This is a genomic window from Pseudomonas oryzihabitans, assembly GCF_032027545.1.
Classification (GTDB): Bacteria; Pseudomonadota; Gammaproteobacteria; order Pseudomonadales; family Pseudomonadaceae; genus Chryseomonas; species Chryseomonas oryzihabitans_F.
Genome location: NZ_JAVSJB010000003.1, coordinates 431112 through 449676 on the forward strand (window position 1 = coordinate 431112; position 18565 = coordinate 449676).

Consider the following 18565-nt stretch of genomic DNA (forward strand, 5'->3'; position numbering starts at 1 on the left):
GCGTGACGACGCGGGAACCGCTCTGGCGGGAAATCGTGGTCGGTGCCCAGATGCTCTTCGTGGCCTTCGGCGCCCTGGTGCTGATGCCGCTGATCACCGGCATGGACCCCAATGTAGCCCTCTTCACCGCCGGCTTCGGCACCCTGCTGTTCCACCTGGTCACCGGCCGCCAGGTGCCGGTATTCCTGGCGTCGAGCTTCGCCTTCATCGCCCCGATCATCGCCGCCAAGGCCGAATTCGGCCTGCCGGCGGTGCTGGGCGGCGTCGTGGCGGCGGGCTTCGTCTACACCTTCCTGGGCCTGGCGGTGAAGCTGCGCGGCGTGGGCTTCATCGACCGGCTGCTGCCGCCAGTGGTGATCGCCCCGGTGATCATCTCCATCGGCCTGGGCCTGTCACCCGTGGCGGCCAACATGGCGATGGGCAAGGCCGGCGACGGCAGCGCCCAGCTGGTGCCCTATGCCACGGCGATGCTGGTCTCCATGCCGGCGCTGGTCACCACCCTGCTGGTGGCCATCTATGGCAAGGGCATGTTCCGCCTGGTCCCCATCCTCGCGGGCGTGTTCGTCGGCTATGCCCTGGCCTTCGTCTTCGGCATCGTCCATACCGAGGGCATAGGCGCCGCGCCCTGGCTGGCGATCCCGGCCTTCGTCGCACCGGAATTCCACTGGGGCGCCATCCTGTTCATGGTCCCGGTCGCCCTGGCGCCGGCCATCGAGCACGTCGGCGGGGTGATCGCGGTGGGGGGAGTGACCGGCAAGAACTACCTTAAGCAGCCCGGCCTGCACCGCACCCTGCTGGGGGATGGCCTGGCCACCTCCTCCGCCGGCCTGTTCGGCGGCCCGCCCAACACCACCTACGCCGAGGTGACCGGCGCGGTGATGCTGACCAAGAACCACAACCCAAGGGTCATGCTGTGGGCGGCGGGCTTCGCCATGGTGCTGGCCTTCGTCGGCAAGTTCGGCGCGGCGCTGCAGACCATCCCGGTACCGGTCATGGGCGGCATCCTCTGCCTGCTGTTCGGCTCCATCGCGGTGGTAGGCCTGAACATCCTGATCCGCCACCAGGTGGACCTGTCCGAGGCACGCAACCTGGTGATCGTCTCGGTGACCCTGGTGTTCGGTATTGGCGGCATCGTCTTCGGCAATGGCGACATCGGCCTCAAGGGCATCTCGCTTTGCGGCCTGATCGCCATCGGCCTCAACCTGGTCCTGCCCGGGCACAATGCCTGGAAGAAGAACGCCGAACCGCCAGAGCGCCCGCTGCTCTGACGGCTCGCCCGAGATGTCGGCTAGGCCGGCATCTCGGGCTGTTCGATGGGCTGCGGCGGCAGTTCCGCCACCTCTTCGCACAGCTCCACCAGCGCCTCTACCCACGCCGGGTGGTCGTTGACGCAGGGGATCAGCACCAGCTCCTGGCCACCGGCCTCGATGAACTGCTCGCGCCCGCGATCCCCGATTTCCTCCAGCGTCTCGATGCAGTCGGCGACGAAGGCCGGGCACATCACCAGCAGGCGCTTGACCCCCGCCTTGGCCAGCTCGTCCAGCCGCGCTTCGGTGTAGGGCTCGATCCATTTGTCCTTGCCCAGTCGCGACTGGAAGGACACCGACCACTTGCCGTCGGGAATGCCCAGGCGCTTGGTCACCAGCTCGGCGGTGCGCTGGCACTGGCTGCGATAGCAGACGGCCAGGGCCTTGGCGCTGACCTTGCTGCTGTCGGGCGCGCGCAGGTCGTGGCTACGATCCTTGACCAGCTTGCGGATGTGCCGCTCGGGCAGGCCATGGAAGGACAGCAGCAGGTGGTCGTAGGGCTCCTGCAGATAGGGTTCGACGCTGGCCGCCAGGGCCGCCTGGTACTCGGGACGGTCGTAGAAGGGCGGCAGGATCTTCAGCGTGAGCGGCAGCTGGTGGGTCTCGATCACCCGCCGTGCCTCGACGATGGCGGTGGTGGTGGTGCTGTCGGCGAATTGCGGATAGAGCGGCGCATAGGTCACCTCGCGGATGCCCTGGCTGGCCAGGCGCTTGAGCACCGACTCCACCGACGGCTCGCCGTATCTCATGCACAGCTCGACCGGGCCATGGCGCCAGTGCGGGCGCACGACTTCTTGCAGCCGGCGACTGAGCACGATCAGCGGCGAGCCGTCGTCCCACCAGATCGACTCATAGGCCTCGGCCGAGGCCGCGGGTCGCTTGATCAGCACCAGCGAGACCAGCAACCGACGCAGCGGCCAGGGCAGGTCGACCACGTAGGGGTCCATCAGGAACTGATTGAGATAGCGCTTCACGTCGGGGACGTGGGGCGAATCGGGCGAACCCAGGTTGGCGAGCAGCAGAGCGTTGGCAGTCATCGTGAATCCTTGGCAGCGAGCAGGTCGGTCAGGGCCGCGTCCAGCTCGGGATAGCGAAAGACGTACCCGGCCGCGAGCAGGCGCTCGGGGCGGGCGCGCTGGCCACCCAGCAGCAGGATGGACAGCTCTCCCATCAGGCGCAGGGCGAAGGCAGGAATCAGCAATCGCGCCGGGCGCCGCAAGGCCCGGCCCAGGGCTTCGGTGAAGTCGCGGTTGCGCACCGGCTGGGGGGCACAGAGATTATAGGGACCCCGGGCGTCGCTGCGGTTGAGAAGAAAATCGATGGCCCCGATTTGATCCTGCAAATGAATCCAGGGCATCCATTGGCGTCCATTGCCCAGGCGCGCGCCCAGACCGAAGCGGAAGGGTGGCAACAGGCGCAGCAGGAAGCCATCGTCGGCGGCCAGCACCAGACCGGTACGCAGATTGACCACTCGGATCCCCAGCTTCTCGGCCTCGTTGGCCATCTGCTCCCAGGCCAGGCACAGCTCGCCGGCGAAATCGGGACCCGCCAGGTTGTCGGTCTCGCTCACCGGCTTCTCGCCGCTGTCGCCATAGAAGCCGGTCGCCGAGCCGGAGAGCAGCACCGCGGGCTTCTGACTGCGGCCGCGCAACCAGTCGACCAGCCGTTCGGTGGTGCCGATCCGGCTCTCCCAGAGCTCGGCCTTGCGACTGCGCGTCCAGGGCTTGTCGGCGATGGGCGCACCGGCCAGGTTGACCACGGCGTCCAGGGGTTCGTCACCCAGTTCTTCCAGCCGGGCGATGCCGCGCACGCCCGGTCCGCACTCCCGGGCGACCCGCCCCGGATCGCGGCTGAGCACGCTGAGCCGGTGCCCAGCCGCCGTCCATTGGCGGCACAGGGCGCGGCCGATGAGTCCGGTACCACCCGTCAGCAGGATATGCATGTCGTCACTTCCTTCTCGTAAAGCCCTCTCGCCAGTTGGCATCTGGACGATAGGGATGAGGATTGTTTGTTATGGTCGTGGGTCGAAAGATCCAGAACGGTTGCCAGTCGTAGCCGTAGAGCCCTTGCGCGCGCAAACGTTCGTCGAGGGCGATTCGTCAGACAAGCGAGGTCCATCATGACTGCCCCTATCGCCATCATTGGCGCAGGAATAGCCGGACTTTCCGCTGCCCAGACGCTGATTCGCGCCGGGCAGCAGGTCCAGATCTTCGACAAGAGCCGCGGCAGCGGCGGCCGCATGGCCAGCAAGCGCAGCGAAGCCGGTGCCCTGGACCTGGGCGCCCAGTATTTCACGGCGCGGGATCGCCGCTTCATCGACGCCCTCAACGAATGGCGCCGCGCCGGCTGCGCGGCCGAATGGAATCCGTCGCTCTACCAGTATCGCGACGGGCGCCTGAGTCCGTCGCAGGACGAGCAGCCGCGCTGGGTCGGGGTGCCGCGCATGAGCGCCATCACCCGCCACCTGCTGGCCGATCTGCCGACCACCTTCGATTGCCGCATCACCGAGGTTTTCCGCGGTGCCAAGCACTGGCACCTGCTGGATGCCAACGGCGAGACCCACGGCCCCTTCGCCCAGGTCATCATCGCCATGCCGGCGCCCCAGGCCGCCGCGCTGCTGTCCAGCGTGCCCAAGCTGGCGTCGACCGTGGCCGGCGTCAGCATGGAGCCGACCTGGTCGGTCGCGCTGGCCTTCGCCACGCCGTTGCAGACGCCGGTGGAGGGTTGCTTCGTGCAGGGCAGCGAGCTGGACTGGCTGGCGCGCAACCGCTGCAAGCCCGGCCGCGATGCCGCCCTGGACACCTGGGTGCTGCACGCCACCAGCGCCTGGAGCAAGGCGCACATCGACGCCACCAAGGACGAGGTGATCGAGCGGCTGCACGGTGCCTTCGCCGAGCTGATCGGCTGCCCTCTGCCAGCGCCGAGCTTCACCCTGGCCCATCGCTGGCTCTATGCCCGGCCGGCCCAGCCGCACCAGTGGGGCGCCCTGGCCGATCCGGACATGGGCGTCTTCGCCTGTGGCGACTGGTGTTCCACCGGGCGGGTGGAAGGGGCCTGGTTGAGTGGTCATGAGGCCGCGCAGCAGCTCCTTGGCAGTCTGGATTAATCGACGAAGCGCACGCCGTCTGTAACCTGCGGCGAATCTTTTGCCGCAGCCCCCTGTCGAAAGTTGCACCAAACTTGTACAAATAGGAAAACCTTGTACAAGAAATTACACGACAGGGGATCTCCATGGTTGCCAATGCCTCCTCCAGCCTGCCCCGCCCGCGCCTGGGTATCAGTGCCTGCCTGCTGGGTGACGAAGTCCGCTACAACGGTGGACACAAGGAATCCCGGCTCTGCAGCCAGACCTTCGCCGAGCACTTCGACTTCGTCCGGGTCTGCCCGGAGATGGCGATTGGCTTGGGGACGCCGCGCGAACCCATTCGGCTGCTGGGTGATTCCCAGGCGCCACGCGCCGTCGGCACCGTCGACCGCGATCTCGACGTGACCGCCGCACTCACCGGCTACGGCGAGAGGATGGCGGCCGAACTCAGCGACCTGTCCGGCTTCATCTTCATGCAGAAATCTCCGTCCTGTGGCATGGAAAGGGTCAAGGTCTATCACGCCAACGGCCAGGGTAGCGACAGCGACGGGCGTGGCCTGTTCGCCGCCGCCATCATGCGTCTGAGACCGGACCTGCCGGTGGAAGAAGCCGGTCGGCTGAACGATCCGGTGCTGCGGGAAAACTTCGTCACCCGCGTCTTCGCCCACGCCCACTGGCTGCAACTGGTGCAACAGGGTCTGACGGCGCGGGCACTGCTGTCCTACCATTCCCGCTACAAGTATCAGCTGATGGCCCACGATCCGCAGCGCGCCCGGGTGCTCGGCCAACTGGTCGGCAGCATCGGCCAGCGCAACCTGGACGAACTGGGCCAGGAGTACTTCAGTGGCTTGATGGCGGCGCTCAAGCGCTGCGCGACCCGTGGCACCCACTGCAATGTGCTCTATCATCTCTTCGGTTATCTGCGTCGTGTGCTGAGCGACAGCGAGAAGCAGGAGATGCAGCAGCTGATCGAGCAGTACCATGAGGGGATCGTCCCGCTGGTAGTCCCCCTGACCCTGCTCAAGCATCACTTCCGCCAGCATCCGGATCGCTATGTGAACGAGCAGGCCTACCTGCAACCGCACCCCGAACGTCTGAGTCTGCGAAATGCCATCTAGCGCTACCCCCCTGCCTTCATCGCCCGGCGGTGAGGATCAGGACTACGATTCCGCCCTCCACGAAGGGTGGCTGCCCATCCGCGAAATCGCCCGGCGTACGGGGGTGAATGCCGTGACCCTGCGCGCCTGGGAGCGTCGCTATGGGTTGCTGGTGCCCAAGCGCACCCCCAAGGGCCATCGCCTGTACAGCGAGGCCCATGTGGTCCGCGTACAGCAGGTCCTCGCCTGGATCGCCCGTGGCGTAGCGGTCAGCCAGGTCAAGGGACTGCTCGACGAGCAGCGGCCGGCGGTGCTGCCCAGCGATACGCCCTGGCAAGGCATCCATCGGGAGATGATGGACGCCATCGGCCGGCTCGCCTCGCGGTCACTGGATGAAGCCTACAACCGCGCGGCGTCGCTCTATCCGCCGCGAGTATTGCTGGACCAGTTGCTGGCGCCCCTGCTGCGCGAACTGGAGCGGCTGTGCCAGGCCACCGACGACGGTCGCCTGCAGCAGGTGTTCTTCCATACCTGGCTGCGCAGCAAGCTGGGGGCGCGTATCTACCATAGCCAGCACAGTCTGCGTGGTGCCCCGCTGGTGCTGCTGAATCTGGACGAGACGCCGATGAACGCGTCGCTCTGGCTGTGCGCCTGGTTGATCAGCGCCGCGGATTGCCCGGTGGAGCTGGTGGAATGGTCGATCCCGGCCAGCAATCTGGATCGCCTGGTCGAACAGCTCAAACCCCGTGCACTGATCCTTTGCCGCGACAGCCGTCCCGACAGCGAGCTGCGCCGCCAGCTGCATGCCTTCGCCAACCGGCATTCGCTGCCCTGCCTGACCCTGGGTGCGCTGGGCGAGTCCCTGACCGCCGATGCCGCACCGGCCCGCGGTCCGGGCGAAGCCTTCGACCGCCTGCAGAGCGCCGGGCTGTTGCGTCAGGAACGCCATGCATGAGTGGCCTCGTCTGGTTTCGAACCGACCTGCGCCACCTTGACCATCCCGCTCTCCACGCCGCCGTCGAACAGGGACCGGTCATCGCCGTCTTCCTGGTGAGCCCTGCGCAATGGCAGGCGCACGACGAGGCGCCGGTCAAGGTCGACTTCTGGCTGCGCAATCTTGCCGAGCTGGGCAAGACCCTCAAGGCATTGGGCATTCCCCTGTTGGTCCGCAAGGCCGCTACCTGGGAGCAGGCGCCGCAGGTGCTGCTCGACCTGGCCAGGGAAGTCGAGGCCCAGCATCTCTATTTCAACGATGAATACGGCCTCAACGAAGCCGCCCGTGACGAGGCGGTGACCCAGGCCTTCGACACCGCCGGGCTCGTCGTGCATCGTTATCTGGACCAGACCCTGTTCGCGCCGGGTACGGTGCTGACCAAGAGTGGCGGTTATTTCAAGGTCTTCGGCCAGTTCAAGAAGACCTGTCTGGCGCGCCTGGAGACCGGCTTGCCTACGCCGCTGCCAGCGCCTGGCAAGCAACAGAAGGCTGCGCTTCAGTCCGACGAGTTGCCCACCCGGATCGATGGCTTCGCCGAGCCTGTGGCCGAGGTGCGCCAGCTCTGGCCGGCAGGTGAACAGGCGGCACTGCAGCGCCTGGCGACCTTCATCCGCGATGACCTGGACGATTATCACCAGGCACGCGACATCCCGTCCGAACCCGGTACCAGCCAGCTATCGGCCTATCTGAATGCCGGTGTGCTGTCGCCACGGCAATGCCTGCAGGCAGCGGTCGAGGCCAACGGCGGTCGCTTGAGCGGCGGCAGCCAAGGCGCGGCGACCTGGATCACCGAGCTGCTCTGGCGCGAATTCTATCGCCATGTGCTGGTGGGCTATCCCTGGGTTTCGCGTCATCAACCCTTCAATCGCGAGCTCGCCGCCCTGCCCTGGCGCGACGATCCCGACGGCCTCGCCGCCTGGCAGCAAGGTCGCACCGGCATTCCCATCATCGATGCGGCCATGCGCCAACTCCAGCAGACCGGCTGGATGCACAACCGCATGCGCATGCTCACCGCCATGTTCCTCTGCAAGAACCTGCTGATCGACTGGCGTGAGGGCGAGCGCTGGTTCATGCGTCATCTCGTCGATGGCGACCTGGCCTCCAACAACGGCGGCTGGCAGTGGAGCGCCTCCACCGGCACGGATTCGGTGCCCTACTTCCGGGTGTTCAATCCCCAGACCCAGGCGTTGAAGATAGATGCGCGGGGCGACTACGTGCGCACCTGGGTACCGGAACTGGCCGAGCTCAAGGGCAAGGCCGTGCACACCCCGGGCGCCCGCTACCTGACGCCCCTGGTGGATCTCGGCGAGAGCCGCCAGCGCGCCCTGGCCGCCTATCGTGGCATGGCGCGGAAGACGGCAAAGAAAAAGCCGGACTAGGTCCGGCTTTTTTCATTCCAACCGCGGCTCAGAGGCTGTGGCTGTAGAACAGCGCGTAAGACTCGATGCCATCGTTGGGCTGCTTGATCCCCGCGTTGGAATAGTGAGTCGCGCGAATGCCGACGCGCTGGGTTTCACCGAACTTCAGACCCAGGCCGATGCGGTCCTCGAAGTTGAAGGCCGAACCCAGGTCCTGCTCGCCGACCTTGGTGCTGGAGAACACCGCAACGCCGATACCGGCCTCGACGAAGGGCTTCACGTAGCCCCTGCCGAATTCATAGACGAATACCGGAGCGAAGGACAGCGAATGCTCACCGGAGGAATGGCCGCTCTCGCCTTCCCAGTAGGTGTAGCCGGCATCCCAGTAGCCGGTCAGGCGGCCCGTGGAGCTTTCCCACCAGCTCTTGTCCCACTTCCAACCGGCACCGAGGCGGTAGGTCATCCCGCTCTGGCTGGTCGCACCGACCGCACCGGTGATCTCGGCGGCCTGTACCGACGCCACTCCACCGAGCGCAAGCGCGGTGGCTACTGCGAAGGAAAGCAATTTGTTCATAAGAGTGCCCTTGTTGATGTTTCTAGTTTTTACGAACAGCAGATTGACCGCGAAGTCGTGAAGGGGTTCACAGGCTGCGGCATTTTACCTACAAGGCTGAATGCTAGTCGTTGGACAGAGGCTTGGCGAGCGAAACTCCGAGGGAAAGTCAGACGAACGCCTTCACCTCGGCGCCTGCCGGCCATAGCTGGGGCAGCACCGCCGCCAGAGCGCCTGGATCGCCCGACGTCCAGAAGAGAGTCGGACCCGCGGACCCCGTCGCCAGGCGCTGGTTCACCTCCAGCAGGCTCTGCAGCCGCCGCGCCACGGCGGCGCCGGTATCCACCAGGGTGACCTCCGGCGGGACCAGTTCAGCCAGCAGCGGACGCAGGAAAGGATAATGGGTGCACCCGAGGATGAGGGTATCGCAGCCGGCAGCCAGCAGCGGCGCCAGGAATCCCTGCAGCAGCTGTCGGGTCTGGGGCCCTACGAGGTCGCCCCGCTCGACCTGTTCCACCAGACCCGGGCACGGCTGGGTGAGTACTTGGACGCCATGGGCGAAGCGGTCCAGCAGGGCGGCGAACTTGGCGCTCTGCAGCGTGCCGGTGGTCGCCAGCACGCCCACCACGCCATTGCGCGTGGCGGCTGCCGCAGGCTTCACCGCCGGTTCCATGCCGACGATGGGCCAGTCGGGATAGCGCTCGCGTAGATCGGCCACCGCCGCCACCGTCGCGGTGTTGCAGGCCACCACCAGCGCCTTGGCACCCTGGTCGTGCAGCCGTGCCGCGATCACCTGGCAGCGCTCGCGGATGTATTCCGGGGTTTTCTCGCCATAGGGGATATGGCCGCAATCGGCCACGTAGTGCAGGGTTTCCGCCGGCAACAGCCGGCGGATCTCCGCCAGCACCGACAGGCCGCCGACGCCGGAATCGAAGACCCCGATCGGCGCCTCGTCAGCCATGACGCCCGCCGCACACCGGACAGCCCGGATCGCGCTTGACCCGCAATTCGCGGAAGCGACTGCTCGCCGCATCCACCAGCAGCAGGCGGCCCACCAGGGGCTCGCCGAATTCGGCCAGCAGCTTCAGGGCTTCCAGCGCCTGCAGGCTGCCTACCAACCCCACCACCGGGCCGAGCACACCGGCTTCGCTGCAGCTGAGTTCGGCTTCGCTACCCTCGCCGTAGAGGCAGTGGTAGCAGGGGCTGTCGGCTCGGCGCGGATCGAAGACGCTGAGCTGGCCCTCCAGGCGAATGGCCGCACCACTGACCAGCGGGCGACCGGTGGCGACACAGGCGGCGTTCACCGCGGCGCGGGTGGTGAAGTTATCCGAACAATCCAGCACCAGATCGACTGCGGCTACCCGCTCGCGCAGACTGTCGGGATCCAGCGCCTCGCGCAGCGGCACCAGGCGCACCTCGGGATTGAGCGCGGCCAGGCGTTGCAGGGCGGAATCCACCTTGCCCTGGCCGATGCGGCTTTCGTCATGCAGCACCTGGCGTTGCAGATTGCTCAGGTCGACCTGGTCGAAGTCGGCCAGGTGCAGCTCGCCGACGCCCGCGGCTGCCAGGTAGAGCGCCACTGGCGAGCCCAAGCCGCCGAGACCGACGATGAGCACCTTGGCTTCTTTCAGCCGCAATTGTCCGGCGATGTCTACCTGGGCCAGCAGGATCTGCCGGCTGTAGCGCAGCAGCTCGCCGTCGCTCAGCATGGCCAATGGCCTCCACTGATGCGCTCATGACCGCCCAGGTCGCGCCGACTCTCGACCGCGCTGAAGCCCTGGCGTACCAGCAGCTCGCGCACCTCGGCCGCCTGCTCGAAGCCATGCTCCAGCCACAGCCAGCCACCGGGCTGCAGGTGGGCGGGCGCCGTCGCGACCAATTCACGGATGTCGTCCAGGCCATCGGCGCCGGCCACCAGGGCGCTGCGCGGCTCGAAGCGCACGTCGCCTTCATCCAGATGATGATCGTCACCGGCGATATAGGGCGGATTGCTGACGATGAGTTCGAAGCGCTGGCCAGCCAGGGCGGCGAGCCAGTGACTTTGCTCGAAGCCTGCGTTGGCCAGGCGCAAGCGCTGGGCATTGCGGCGCGCCAGTTCTACCGCCTCAGGAATGCGATCCACGCCGAGCACCGTCCAGCGCGGCCGCTCGTGGGCCAAGGCCAGGGCGATGGCGCCCGTGCCGGTCCCCAGATCCAGTACCCGCGCCTCCTCGGCCAGGGGCAGCGCCAGGACGGTCTCCACCAGCACCTCGGTGTCCGGGCGGGGAATCAGGGTGTCGGGACTCACTTCCAGGTCCAGCGACCAGAAGCCCTGCTGCCCGAGGATGTAGGCCACCGGCTCGCCCTGGCGGCGCCGCTCGAGATCGGCCTGGAAGCGCGCCAGGACCTCGCGCGGCACCAGCTTTTCCGGCCAGGTGCGCAGGTAACTGCGCGGCTTGCCCAGGGCGGCGGCCAGCAGCAGTTCCATGTCGAGGCGAGCGCTGGGCGAGTCCGGCAACTGGGTTTCGCGCAGCAAGGCGCCGATGGTGGCCATGGGTCAGTCTCCCAGCGCCGCCAGTTGATCGGCCTGGTATTCCTGCAGCAGCGGGTCGATCACCTGCTGCACATCGCCATTCATCACCTCGCCCAGGGAATAGAGCGTCAGGTTGATGCGGTGATCGGTCACCCGGCCCTGGGGAAAGTTGTAGGTGCGGATGCGCTCGGAACGGTCACCGGAGCCCACCAGCAGGCGGCGGGTATCGGACATTTCCTTGTGCGCCGCCGCATCCTGCTGGTCGTTGAGCTTGGCCGACAGCCAGGCCATGGCCTTGGCGCGGTTCTTGTGCTGCGAGCGCTCTTCCTGGCACTCCACCACGATGCCGGTGGGCAGGTGGGTGATGCGCACGGCGGAGTCGGTCTTGTTGACGTGCTGGCCGCCCGCGCCGGAGGAACGATAGGTGTCGACGCGTAGGTCCGCCGGATTGATCTCGATGGCCTGCTGCTCGTCGGGCTCGGGCAGTACCGCCACGGTGCAGGCCGAGGTGTGGATGCGGCCCTGGGACTCGGTCTCGGGAACGCGCTGGACCCGGTGTGCACCGGATTCGAACTTGAGCTTGGCGTAGACGTTGTCACCCTCGACCCGGGCGATGACTTCCTTGAAGCCACCGTGCTCGCCCTCGTTCTCCGACAGCACTTCCAGCCGCCAGCCCTGGCGCTCGACATAGCGCGAATACATGCGGAACAGATCGCCGGCGAAGATCGCCGCCTCGTCGCCACCGGTGCCGGCGCGGATTTCCAGGAAGACGTTGCGCCCATCGTTGGGGTCCTTGGGCAGCATCATGCGCTGCAACTCGTCTTCCAGCGCCTGCAGCCGCGCCCTGGCGGTGGCGACCTCCTCCTCGGCCATCTCGCGCAGGTCCGGATCGCTGTCCTTGAGCAGCGCCTGGGCGCCCTCCAGATCGGCCTGCACCTTGCGATACTCGCTGAACGCCTGGCTCACCGGCTCGAGTTCGGCGTACTCCTTGGAATAGGCGCGGAACTGGGTCTGGTCGCTGATGACCTCGGCGTCGCCGAGCAGCGCCGTCAGTTCCTCGAAACGATCCTGCAGACCGTCGAGCTTGTGCAACAGAGAGGTCTTCATGTCTTGTCCAAACCCTCGTCGAGGGCGAAGAGTTCCTGGGCCAGGGTCAGCGCATCGACGCGCCCCTCGGCGGATAGTTTCTTGAGCTGCACGCTGGGTGCGTGCATCAGCTTGTTGGTCAGGCTACGCGCCAGGGCCGCCAGGGCTTCCTGGGGATCCGCGCCATTGGCCAGCAGGCGCTGGGCACGGGCCAGTTCGTCGTCGCGGATCTGCTCGCCCTGCTGGCGATAGGCGCGGACCACGTCCACCGCGGCGCGTTCGCGCAGCCGCTGCATGAAGTCCTCGACCCCGGCCAGCACCAGCTTCTCGGCGGCCTGGGCGGCGCCCTGGCGACTCTTGAGATTCTCCGCCACCACCTCGTGCAGGTCGTCCACCGTATAGAGGTAGACGTCTTCCAGCTCGCTCACCTCCGGCTCGATGTCGCGTGGGACGGCGATGTCGACCATGAAAATGGGCTTGTGCCGGCGCTGCTTGAGCGCCCGCTCGACCGCGCCCTTGCCGAGGATGGGCAACTGGCTGGCGGTGGAACTGATGACGATGTCGCTGTTGACCAGTTCGTCGGGAATATCGGCGAGCAGCACGGTGTGGGCGCCGAACTCTTCCGCCAGGTGGCTGGCACGCTCCAGGGTGCGGTTGGCGACCACGATCCGGCGTACGCCCTGCTCGTGGAGATGGCGGGCGACCAGGGTGATGGTCTCGCCGGCGCCGATCAGCAGCGCCTGGCTGCGACTCAGGTCGCTGAAGATCTGCTTGGCCAGGCTGACCGCAGCGAAGGCCACCGACACCGGGTTCTCGCCGATCGCCGTGTCGGTGCGCACCGCCTTGGCAGTGTTGAAAGTGGCCTGGAACAACCGTCCCAGCAGCGGGCCGACGGTACCCGCCTCGCGCGCCACGGCATAGGCCGACTTCAATTGGCCGAGGATCTGCGGCTCGCCCAGCACCATGGAATCCAGGCCCGCGGCCACCCGCATCATGTGGCGCACCGCGGCTTCGTCCTGATGCAAATAGATGCTGGCGCGCAGATCCTCCAGCGGCACCCGGTGATACTGGGCGAGCCAGGCCAGCACGGCTTCCGCCAGACTGGGCTCCACCTCCAGGTAGAGTTCACTGCGATTGCAGGTGGAGAGAATGGCCGCTTCGCGACTGTGGGTGGCCTGCTCCAGCTGGCGCAGGGCCTCGACCGTCTGCTCCGGAGTGAAAGCCACACGTTCGCGCACCTCAACCGAGGCGGTCTTGTGATTGATGCCGAGCGCGAGAAAGGCCATGGACGCAAGCAGTCGAACGGATAGGAAAGCCGGCCATTGTCCTACGCGCGGGCGGTGGCGACAACCAGCAGCGACGAGCCGTCGGACAATGGCCGTCATAGCCTGGGCGAATGAATCTTGCCGGACAAAAGGCGTCAACAGCCTCGACCACCGCACTTCCCGTGCGCGTCGCCACGCGTGGGCAACGCGGCCACGGCGACTCTTGTGGCATGATGGACCGACTGTAAAAAGGCCGCCCCGACCCTATGACCAGATACCTCGCGCTGCTGACGACCGCCCTGTTGCTCGCCGGCTGCCAGAATCTCGGCCGTCAACCGACGCCCGAAGCCGCCATTCCTGCGCCCACCGCCAAGACGAGCACGCCACAACCGGCCGGCTCCTTCCGCGAAGACACCCTTTATGACCTGCTGGTCGCCGAGTTGGCCGGCCAGCGCAATCGCTTCGACATCGCCCTGACCAACTACGTCGAACAGGCCAAGTCGACCCAGGATCCGGGCGTGGCCGAACGGGCCTTCCGCATCGCCGAATACCTCGGCGCCGACACCCCGGCGCTGGAAACCGCGCAGATCTGGGCCCGCAACGCGCCGGACAACCTGGACGCCCAGCGTGCCGCCGCCATCATGCTGGCCCGCGCCGGGCGCTATGACGAATCCATGGTCTACATGGAAAGGGTGCTCCAGGGCCAGGGCGATACCCATTTCGATTTCCTCGCGCTGTCCGCCGCGGAAACCGACGAAACCACCCGCGCCGGCCTGCTCAAGAGCTTCGACCGGCTGCTGACCAAGTACCCGCACAACGGCCAGCTGCTGTTCGGCAAGGCACTGCTGCTGCAGCAGGACGGTCGTGCCGACGAAGCCCTGAAACTGCTGGAGCGCAATCCGGCGGCCAAGCGCGAAGTCGCCCCGCTGCTGCTGCGGGCCCGCCTGCTGCAGAGCGAGGATCGCAGCGCCGAGGCCCTGCCGCTGCTCGAGGCCGGCATCCGCCAACATCCGGAAGACCGTCGCCTGCGCCTGGCCCATGCGCGCCTGCTGGTGGAGCTGGATCGCCTGGACCAGGCCAAGCGCGAATTCGCCGAGCTGGTCAGCCAGTTCCCCGATGACGACGACCTCAGATTCTCCCTGGCGCTGGTCTGCCTGGAGGCCCAGGCCTGGCAGGAAGCCCAGGTCTACCTCAAGGAGCTGGTCGCCCGCGGCAGCCATGTGGACGCCGCACACCTCAACCTGGGGCGCAGCTACGAAGAACTCGACCAGCCCGAGCAAGCCCTGGCCGAATACGCCCAGGTCGGTCCGGGCACCGACTACCTCGCCGCCCAGCAGCGCCAGACGGAAATCCTGCTCGGCGCCGGCCGCACCGTGGAGGCGCGCCAGCACCTGGCCGAGGCCCGCAAGCGCCAGAGCGAATACGCCGTGCCGCTGTACCTGCTCGAAGCCGAGGGCCTGGCCAGCGCCGACCAGCTCGCCCTCGCCGACCAGACCGTGCAGCAGGCCCTGCAGCAATACCCCAACGACCTCAACCTGCTCTACGTCCGCTCCATGCTGGCGGAGAAGCGCGGCGATCTCGGTCAGCTGGAGAGCGACCTGCGCTACATCATCGCCCACGACCCCGACAACGCCATGGCGCTCAATGCCCTGGGCTACACCCTCGCCGATCGCACCCCCCGCCTGACCGAGGCGCGCCAACTGATCGACAAGGCGCACCAGCTGAGCCCGGACGATCCGGCCATCCTCGACAGCATGGGTTGGGTCCGCTATCGCCAGGGCCAGCTGGCCGACGCCGAGCGCTACCTGCGCCAGGCCTTCGAACGCTTCCCCGATGCTGAGGTAGCCGCCCACTTCGGCGAGGTGCTTTGGGCCCAGGGCAAGCGCAGTGAAGCCCGCAAGGTCTGGCGCGCCGGTCTCGACGCCGATGCCGACGACGCCATCCTGCGCAGCACCCTCAAACGCCTGACTGGAAGCGAAACCCTCCGATGATCCGCGTGCGTACCCTCCTCACCCTGTTCCTGCTCGCCCTGCTGGCCGGCTGCGCCAGCACCTCTCGCCAGGAGGCCGTGGAACGCCAGGGCAACGCTGCCCAGTGGCAGGCCCACAAGCAGCGCATCGCCGCCCTCGACGGCTGGCAGATCGACGGCAAGGTCGGCATCCGTGCCCCGCGCGATTCCGGCAGCGGCACCCTGTTCTGGCTGCAGCGCCAGGACTACTACGACATCCGCCTGGCCGGCCCCCTGGGGCGCGGCGCCACCCGCCTCACCGGGCGTCCGGGTGCCGTCACCCTCGACGTCTCCGGCCAGGGCAGCTACCAGGCCGACTCTCCCGAAGCCCTGCTCGAACAGCAACTCGGCTGGCGCCTGCCGGTCTCGCACCTGCTCTGGTGGGTTCGCGGCCTGCCGGCACCGGACAGCCGCAGCCAGCTGACCCTGGACGCCGACAGCCATCTGGCGCGCCTGGTGCAGGACGGCTGGACCGTCGAATACACCCGCTATACCGAACAGAACGGCTACACCTTGCCCGAGCGCCTCAAGCTCACCGGCAAGGACCTGGAAGTCATCCTAGTGGTGAAGAGCTGGCAGCCGCGTGAGCTGGGCAAATGACCGCGGCGCCCGCCTTCATCCTGCCGGCGCCGGCCAAGCTCAATCTGTTCCTGCACATCCTCGGTCGCCGGCCGGACGGCTACCACGAACTGCAGACGCTCTTCCAATTCCTCGATTGGGGCGACGACCTGGGTTTCGCCGCGCGTGACGACGGCACCCTCGAGCTGCACGACGGCCTGCCCGGGGTCGCCCCGGAACAGAACCTGATCCTGCGCGCCGCCCGTCTGCTGCAAGCGGAAAGCGGTACCACCCGCGGCGCCGATCTCTGGCTGACCAAGCGCCTGCCCATGGGCGGTGGTATCGGCGGCGGCAGCTCGGACGCCGCCACCACCCTGCTCGGCCTCAACCACCTCTGGGGCCTCGGTGCCAGCCTCGACGACCTGGCAGCACTGGGGCTGCGCCTGGGCGCCGACGTACCGGTGTTCGTCCGCGGCCAGGCCGCCTTCGCCGAGGGCGTGGGGGAAAAGCTCACCCCGGTCGCACCGCCGGAACCCTGGTATCTCGTGGCCGTGCCGCAAGTCTCTGTAAGTACAGCAGAAATTTTTTCCGATCCGCTGTTGACACGAGACACTCCCGCCATTAAAGTTTGCGCCGTTCTCGAGTGGACAGGTCGGAATGACTGCCAGAGTACGGTCGAGAAGCGTTACCCAGAAATTCGTAACGCTTTGATCTTGCTAAACAAATTTGTTTCAGCTAGATTAACCGGCACTGGAGGTTGCATATTTGGAAGCTTTCCAAATAAGACCGAAGCTGATACAGTGGCGAGCCAGCTACCAGCATCACTTCCAGGCTTCGTAGCCAAGGGCAGCAACGTTTCGATGTTGCACCGAGCGCTAGCAAGTCTGACCAGAGAATGAGTACAGCTAGTACTCAGCAAGATACAGGGGCGTCGCCAAGCGGTAAGGCAGCAGGTTTTGATCCTGCCATGCGTTGGTTCGAATCCAGCCGCCCCTGCCATTTTCCTTCCAAGACCCACCTCAAGCCGCAGGAACTGCAGCGTGTCCAAGATGATGGTCTTCACGGGGAACGCCAACCCCGATCTGGCACGGCGCATCGTGCGCCAGCTGCATATCCCTCTCGGTGACGTCTCCGTCGGCAAATTCTCCGATGGCGAGATCAGCGTCGAAATCAACGAGAACGTGCGCGGCAAGGATGTCTTCATCATCCAGCCAACCTGCGAGCCGACCAACGACAACCTGATGGAACTGGTGGTGATGGCGGACGCCTTCCGCCGCTCCTCGGCGACGCGTATCACCGCAGTCATCCCCTATTTCGGCTATGCGCGCCAGGATCGCCGTCCGCGTTCCGCGCGGGTCGCCATCAGCGCCAAGGTCGTGGCCGACATGCTGACCGTGGTGGGCATCAACCGGGTGCTCACCGTTGACCTGCACGCCGACCAGATCCAGGGTTTCTTCGATATTCCCGTGGACAACATCTACGGCTCCCCCGCCCTGGTGGATGACATCGAAGACCAGCGTTTCGAGAATCTGATGATCGTCTCCCCCGATATCGGCGGCGTGGTGCGTGCGCGTGCCGTGGCCAAGAGCCTGGGCGTGGACCTGGCGATCATCGACAAGCGTCGTCCCAAGGCCAACCAGTCGGAAGTGATGCACATCATCGGTGACATCCAGGACCGCACCTGCGTGCTGGTCGACGACATGGTCGACACCGCCGGCACCCTGTGCCATGCGGCCAAGGCCCTGAAGGAACACGGCGCCGCCAAGGTCCTGGCCTACTGCACCCACCCGGTGCTGTCGGGCCGCGCCATCAAGAACATCGACAACTCCGTGCTGGACGAGCTGGTGGTGACCAACACCATTCCGCTGTCCACCGCGGCCCAGGCCTGCAGCCGTATCCGCCAGCTGGACATCGCGCCAGTGGTGGCCGAGGCAGTGCGCCGGATCAGTAACGAAGAATCCATCAGCGCGATGTTCCGTTAAGGAACAGCCGCTCTGGAAGCGCCCCGGAAGGCCGTGATGGCCTACCGGGGCTTTTTAGTCGGTAGGGTCGTAGAAACTGGTCGCAAGTTCGCGTCCCGCCGATTCCTTATCCTGGAGATTCACAATGGTTGATTTCACTCTGAATGCCGAAGTGCGTTCCGACCTGGGGAAAGGTGCGAGCCGCCGCCTGCGTCGTAACGCCGGTAACGTTCCCGCCGTGATCTACGGTGGCGACAAGGCCCCGACGTCCATCACCCTGGTCGGCAAGGACCTGGCCAAGATGCTGGAAAGCGAAGCCGCTTTCGCCAGCGTCATCACCCTGAAGGTCGGTGGCAGCAACGAAAGCGTCCTGGTCAAGGCCCTGCAGCGTCACCCCTCCAAGGGCTACGTCATGCACGCCGACTTCCTGCGCGTCATCGCCGACCAGAAGCTGACCGCTCACGTACCCCTGCACTTCATGAACCAGGAAACTTCCGTGGGCGTGAAGCAGCAAGGTGGCGAGATCCTGCATACCGTCAACGAAGTCGAAGTCTCCTGCCTGCCGAAAGACCTGCCGGAATTCATCGAAGTCGACATGGCCAAGGTCGAGCTGGACCAGATCGTTCACCTGAGCGACCTGAAGGTCCCGGCTGGCGTCGAGCTGGTGTCCCTGGCCCACGGCAGCGATCTGCCGGTTGCCAGCATCCACCTGCCGCGCATCCGTGAAGAAGCTGCTGACGGTGCTGCCGAAGAAGGCACTGCCGAGTAATCTCGCGCACGC

At 66.4% G+C, this 18565-nt stretch carries 18 protein-coding genes and 1 tRNA gene; 11 read left to right on the forward strand and 8 right to left on the reverse strand.

From position 1 onward, the window contains the following. The first annotated feature begins 2 nt into the window (after positions 1–2). Entirely contained in the window at positions 3–1268 is a 1266-nt protein-coding gene (locus RND78_RS06920) for a uracil-xanthine permease family protein (RefSeq protein WP_409457021.1), read from the forward strand. Between the two features lie 20 nt (positions 1269–1288). On the opposite strand, the gene RND78_RS06925 is transcribed toward RND78_RS06920, so the two are convergent. Then, a complete protein-coding gene (locus RND78_RS06925; RefSeq protein ID WP_312727120.1) occupies positions 1289–2344 on the reverse strand; it encodes a ferrochelatase in 1056 nt (351 codons plus the stop codon). After that, a complete protein-coding gene (locus tag RND78_RS06930; protein ID WP_312727121.1) occupies positions 2341–3249 on the reverse strand; it encodes a TIGR01777 family oxidoreductase in 909 nt (302 codons plus the stop codon). The genes RND78_RS06925 and RND78_RS06930 overlap by 4 nt, the downstream gene beginning before the upstream one ends. 66 nt (positions 3250–3315) lie before the next feature. Between RND78_RS06930 and RND78_RS06935 the strand changes: the two genes are divergently transcribed. The 4 genes from RND78_RS06935 (at position 3316) to phrB (ending at position 7862) form a co-directional block, all read left to right on the forward strand. Continuing rightward, positions 3316–4413, forward strand: a complete 1098-nt coding sequence (locus RND78_RS06935; RefSeq protein ID WP_409457022.1) for an NAD(P)/FAD-dependent oxidoreductase — start codon at positions 3316–3318, stop codon at positions 4411–4413. A gap of 125 nt (positions 4414–4538) precedes the next feature. Next, positions 4539–5510 (forward strand): DUF523 and DUF1722 domain-containing protein, encoded by a 972-nt coding sequence (locus RND78_RS06940; protein WP_312727123.1) that lies wholly within the window; start codon positions 4539–4541, stop codon positions 5508–5510. After that, positions 5500–6444 (forward strand): MerR family transcriptional regulator, encoded by a 945-nt coding sequence (locus RND78_RS06945; protein WP_312727124.1) that lies wholly within the window; start codon positions 5500–5502, stop codon positions 6442–6444. The genes RND78_RS06940 and RND78_RS06945 overlap by 11 nt, the downstream gene beginning before the upstream one ends. Then, on the forward strand, positions 6441–7862 hold the full coding sequence (gene phrB / locus RND78_RS06950; protein ID WP_312727125.1) for a deoxyribodipyrimidine photo-lyase: 1422 nt from the start codon (positions 6441–6443) through the stop codon (positions 7860–7862). Before RND78_RS06945 ends, phrB begins: the two co-directional genes overlap by 4 nt. Before the next feature lie 28 nt (positions 7863–7890). Here phrB and RND78_RS06955 read toward each other — a convergent pair whose 3' ends face one another. The 6 genes from RND78_RS06955 to hemA all read right to left on the reverse strand — a co-directional run bounded on the left by RND78_RS06955 (position 7891) and on the right by hemA (position 13278). Further along, positions 7891–8415, reverse strand: a complete 525-nt coding sequence (locus RND78_RS06955) for an acyloxyacyl hydrolase (protein WP_312727127.1) — start codon at positions 8413–8415, stop codon at positions 7891–7893. A gap of 148 nt (positions 8416–8563) precedes the next feature. Further along, on the reverse strand, positions 8564–9355 hold the full coding sequence (gene murI, locus RND78_RS06960; protein ID WP_312727128.1) for a glutamate racemase: 792 nt from the start codon (positions 9353–9355) through the stop codon (positions 8564–8566). Further along, the gene (locus RND78_RS06965) at positions 9348–10103 is read right to left on the reverse strand and encodes a molybdopterin-synthase adenylyltransferase MoeB (protein ID WP_312727129.1); all 756 of its coding nucleotides are present in this window, start codon (positions 10101–10103) and stop codon (positions 9348–9350) included. Before RND78_RS06965 ends, murI begins: the two co-directional genes overlap by 8 nt. Then, complete coding sequence (gene prmC / locus RND78_RS06970) at positions 10097–10927, reverse strand: peptide chain release factor N(5)-glutamine methyltransferase (protein WP_312727130.1); 831 nt, start codon at positions 10925–10927, stop codon at positions 10097–10099. The genes RND78_RS06965 and prmC overlap by 7 nt, the downstream gene beginning before the upstream one ends. A gap of 3 nt (positions 10928–10930) precedes the next feature. Continuing rightward, on the reverse strand, positions 10931–12013 hold the full coding sequence (prfA, locus tag RND78_RS06975; RefSeq protein ID WP_312727132.1) for a peptide chain release factor 1: 1083 nt from the start codon (positions 12011–12013) through the stop codon (positions 10931–10933). After that, positions 12010–13278 (reverse strand): glutamyl-tRNA reductase, encoded by a 1269-nt coding sequence (gene hemA, locus RND78_RS06980; protein ID WP_312727134.1) that lies wholly within the window; start codon positions 13276–13278, stop codon positions 12010–12012. The genes prfA and hemA overlap by 4 nt, the downstream gene beginning before the upstream one ends. Positions 13279–13523: 245 nt before the next feature. Here hemA and RND78_RS06985 point away from each other — a divergent pair, with 245 nt between their 5' ends. From RND78_RS06985 to RND78_RS07010, 6 genes are all read left to right on the forward strand, one after another. Continuing rightward, the gene (locus tag RND78_RS06985; RefSeq protein WP_312727135.1) at positions 13524–15248 is read left to right on the forward strand and encodes a tetratricopeptide repeat protein; all 1725 of its coding nucleotides are present in this window, start codon (positions 13524–13526) and stop codon (positions 15246–15248) included. After that, positions 15245–15865 carry a lipoprotein insertase outer membrane protein LolB gene (lolB, locus tag RND78_RS06990; RefSeq protein WP_312727136.1) on the forward strand — a complete coding sequence of 207 codons (621 nt, stop codon included), beginning with the start codon at positions 15245–15247 and terminating at the stop codon, positions 15863–15865. Before RND78_RS06985 ends, lolB begins: the two co-directional genes overlap by 4 nt. Beyond that, complete coding sequence (ispE, locus tag RND78_RS06995) at positions 15862–16722, forward strand: 4-(cytidine 5'-diphospho)-2-C-methyl-D-erythritol kinase (protein ID WP_312727138.1); 861 nt, start codon at positions 15862–15864, stop codon at positions 16720–16722. Before lolB ends, ispE begins: the two co-directional genes overlap by 4 nt. 25 nt (positions 16723–16747) lie before the next feature. After that, positions 16748–16822 (forward strand) — tRNA-Gln (locus RND78_RS07000). A gap of 41 nt (positions 16823–16863) precedes the next feature. Next, positions 16864–17805 carry a ribose-phosphate pyrophosphokinase gene (locus RND78_RS07005; RefSeq protein WP_312727140.1) on the forward strand — a complete coding sequence of 314 codons (942 nt, stop codon included), beginning with the start codon at positions 16864–16866 and terminating at the stop codon, positions 17803–17805. 124 nt (positions 17806–17929) lie between these two features. Continuing rightward, the gene (locus tag RND78_RS07010; RefSeq protein ID WP_312727143.1) at positions 17930–18553 is read left to right on the forward strand and encodes a 50S ribosomal protein L25/general stress protein Ctc; all 624 of its coding nucleotides are present in this window, start codon (positions 17930–17932) and stop codon (positions 18551–18553) included. Positions 18554–18565: the final 12 nt, after the last annotated feature.

Excerpts from the sequence above, each read along its gene's own strand:
- phrB (WP_312727125.1), top strand. The coding sequence starts at position 6,441 with ATGAGTGGCCTCGTCTGGTTTCGAACCGACCTGCGCCACCTTGACCAT.
- RND78_RS07010 (WP_312727143.1), top strand. The coding sequence starts at position 17,930 with ATGGTTGATTTCACTCTGAATGCCGAAGTGCGTTCCGACCTGGGGAAA.
- prfA (WP_312727132.1), bottom strand. The coding sequence starts at position 12,013 with ATGAAGACCTCTCTGTTGCACAAGCTCGACGGTCTGCAGGATCGTTTC.
- ispE (WP_312727138.1), top strand. The coding sequence starts at position 15,862 with ATGACCGCGGCGCCCGCCTTCATCCTGCCGGCGCCGGCCAAGCTCAAT.
- RND78_RS06940 (WP_312727123.1), top strand. The coding sequence starts at position 4,539 with ATGGTTGCCAATGCCTCCTCCAGCCTGCCCCGCCCGCGCCTGGGTATC.
- murI (WP_312727128.1), bottom strand. The coding sequence starts at position 9,355 with ATGGCTGACGAGGCGCCGATCGGGGTCTTCGATTCCGGCGTCGGCGGC.
- RND78_RS06955 (WP_312727127.1), bottom strand. The coding sequence starts at position 8,415 with ATGAACAAATTGCTTTCCTTCGCAGTAGCCACCGCGCTTGCGCTCGGT.
- RND78_RS06965 (WP_312727129.1), bottom strand. The coding sequence starts at position 10,103 with ATGCTGAGCGACGGCGAGCTGCTGCGCTACAGCCGGCAGATCCTGCTG.
- RND78_RS06985 (WP_312727135.1), top strand. The coding sequence starts at position 13,524 with ATGACCAGATACCTCGCGCTGCTGACGACCGCCCTGTTGCTCGCCGGC.
- prmC (WP_312727130.1), bottom strand. The coding sequence starts at position 10,927 with ATGGCCACCATCGGCGCCTTGCTGCGCGAAACCCAGTTGCCGGACTCG.
- RND78_RS06930 (WP_312727121.1), bottom strand. The coding sequence starts at position 3,249 with ATGCATATCCTGCTGACGGGTGGTACCGGACTCATCGGCCGCGCCCTG.
- hemA (WP_312727134.1), bottom strand. The coding sequence starts at position 13,278 with ATGGCCTTTCTCGCGCTCGGCATCAATCACAAGACCGCCTCGGTTGAG.
- RND78_RS06945 (WP_312727124.1), top strand. The coding sequence starts at position 5,500 with ATGCCATCTAGCGCTACCCCCCTGCCTTCATCGCCCGGCGGTGAGGAT.
- lolB (WP_312727136.1), top strand. The coding sequence starts at position 15,245 with ATGATCCGCGTGCGTACCCTCCTCACCCTGTTCCTGCTCGCCCTGCTG.
- RND78_RS06925 (WP_312727120.1), bottom strand. The coding sequence starts at position 2,344 with ATGACTGCCAACGCTCTGCTGCTCGCCAACCTGGGTTCGCCCGATTCG.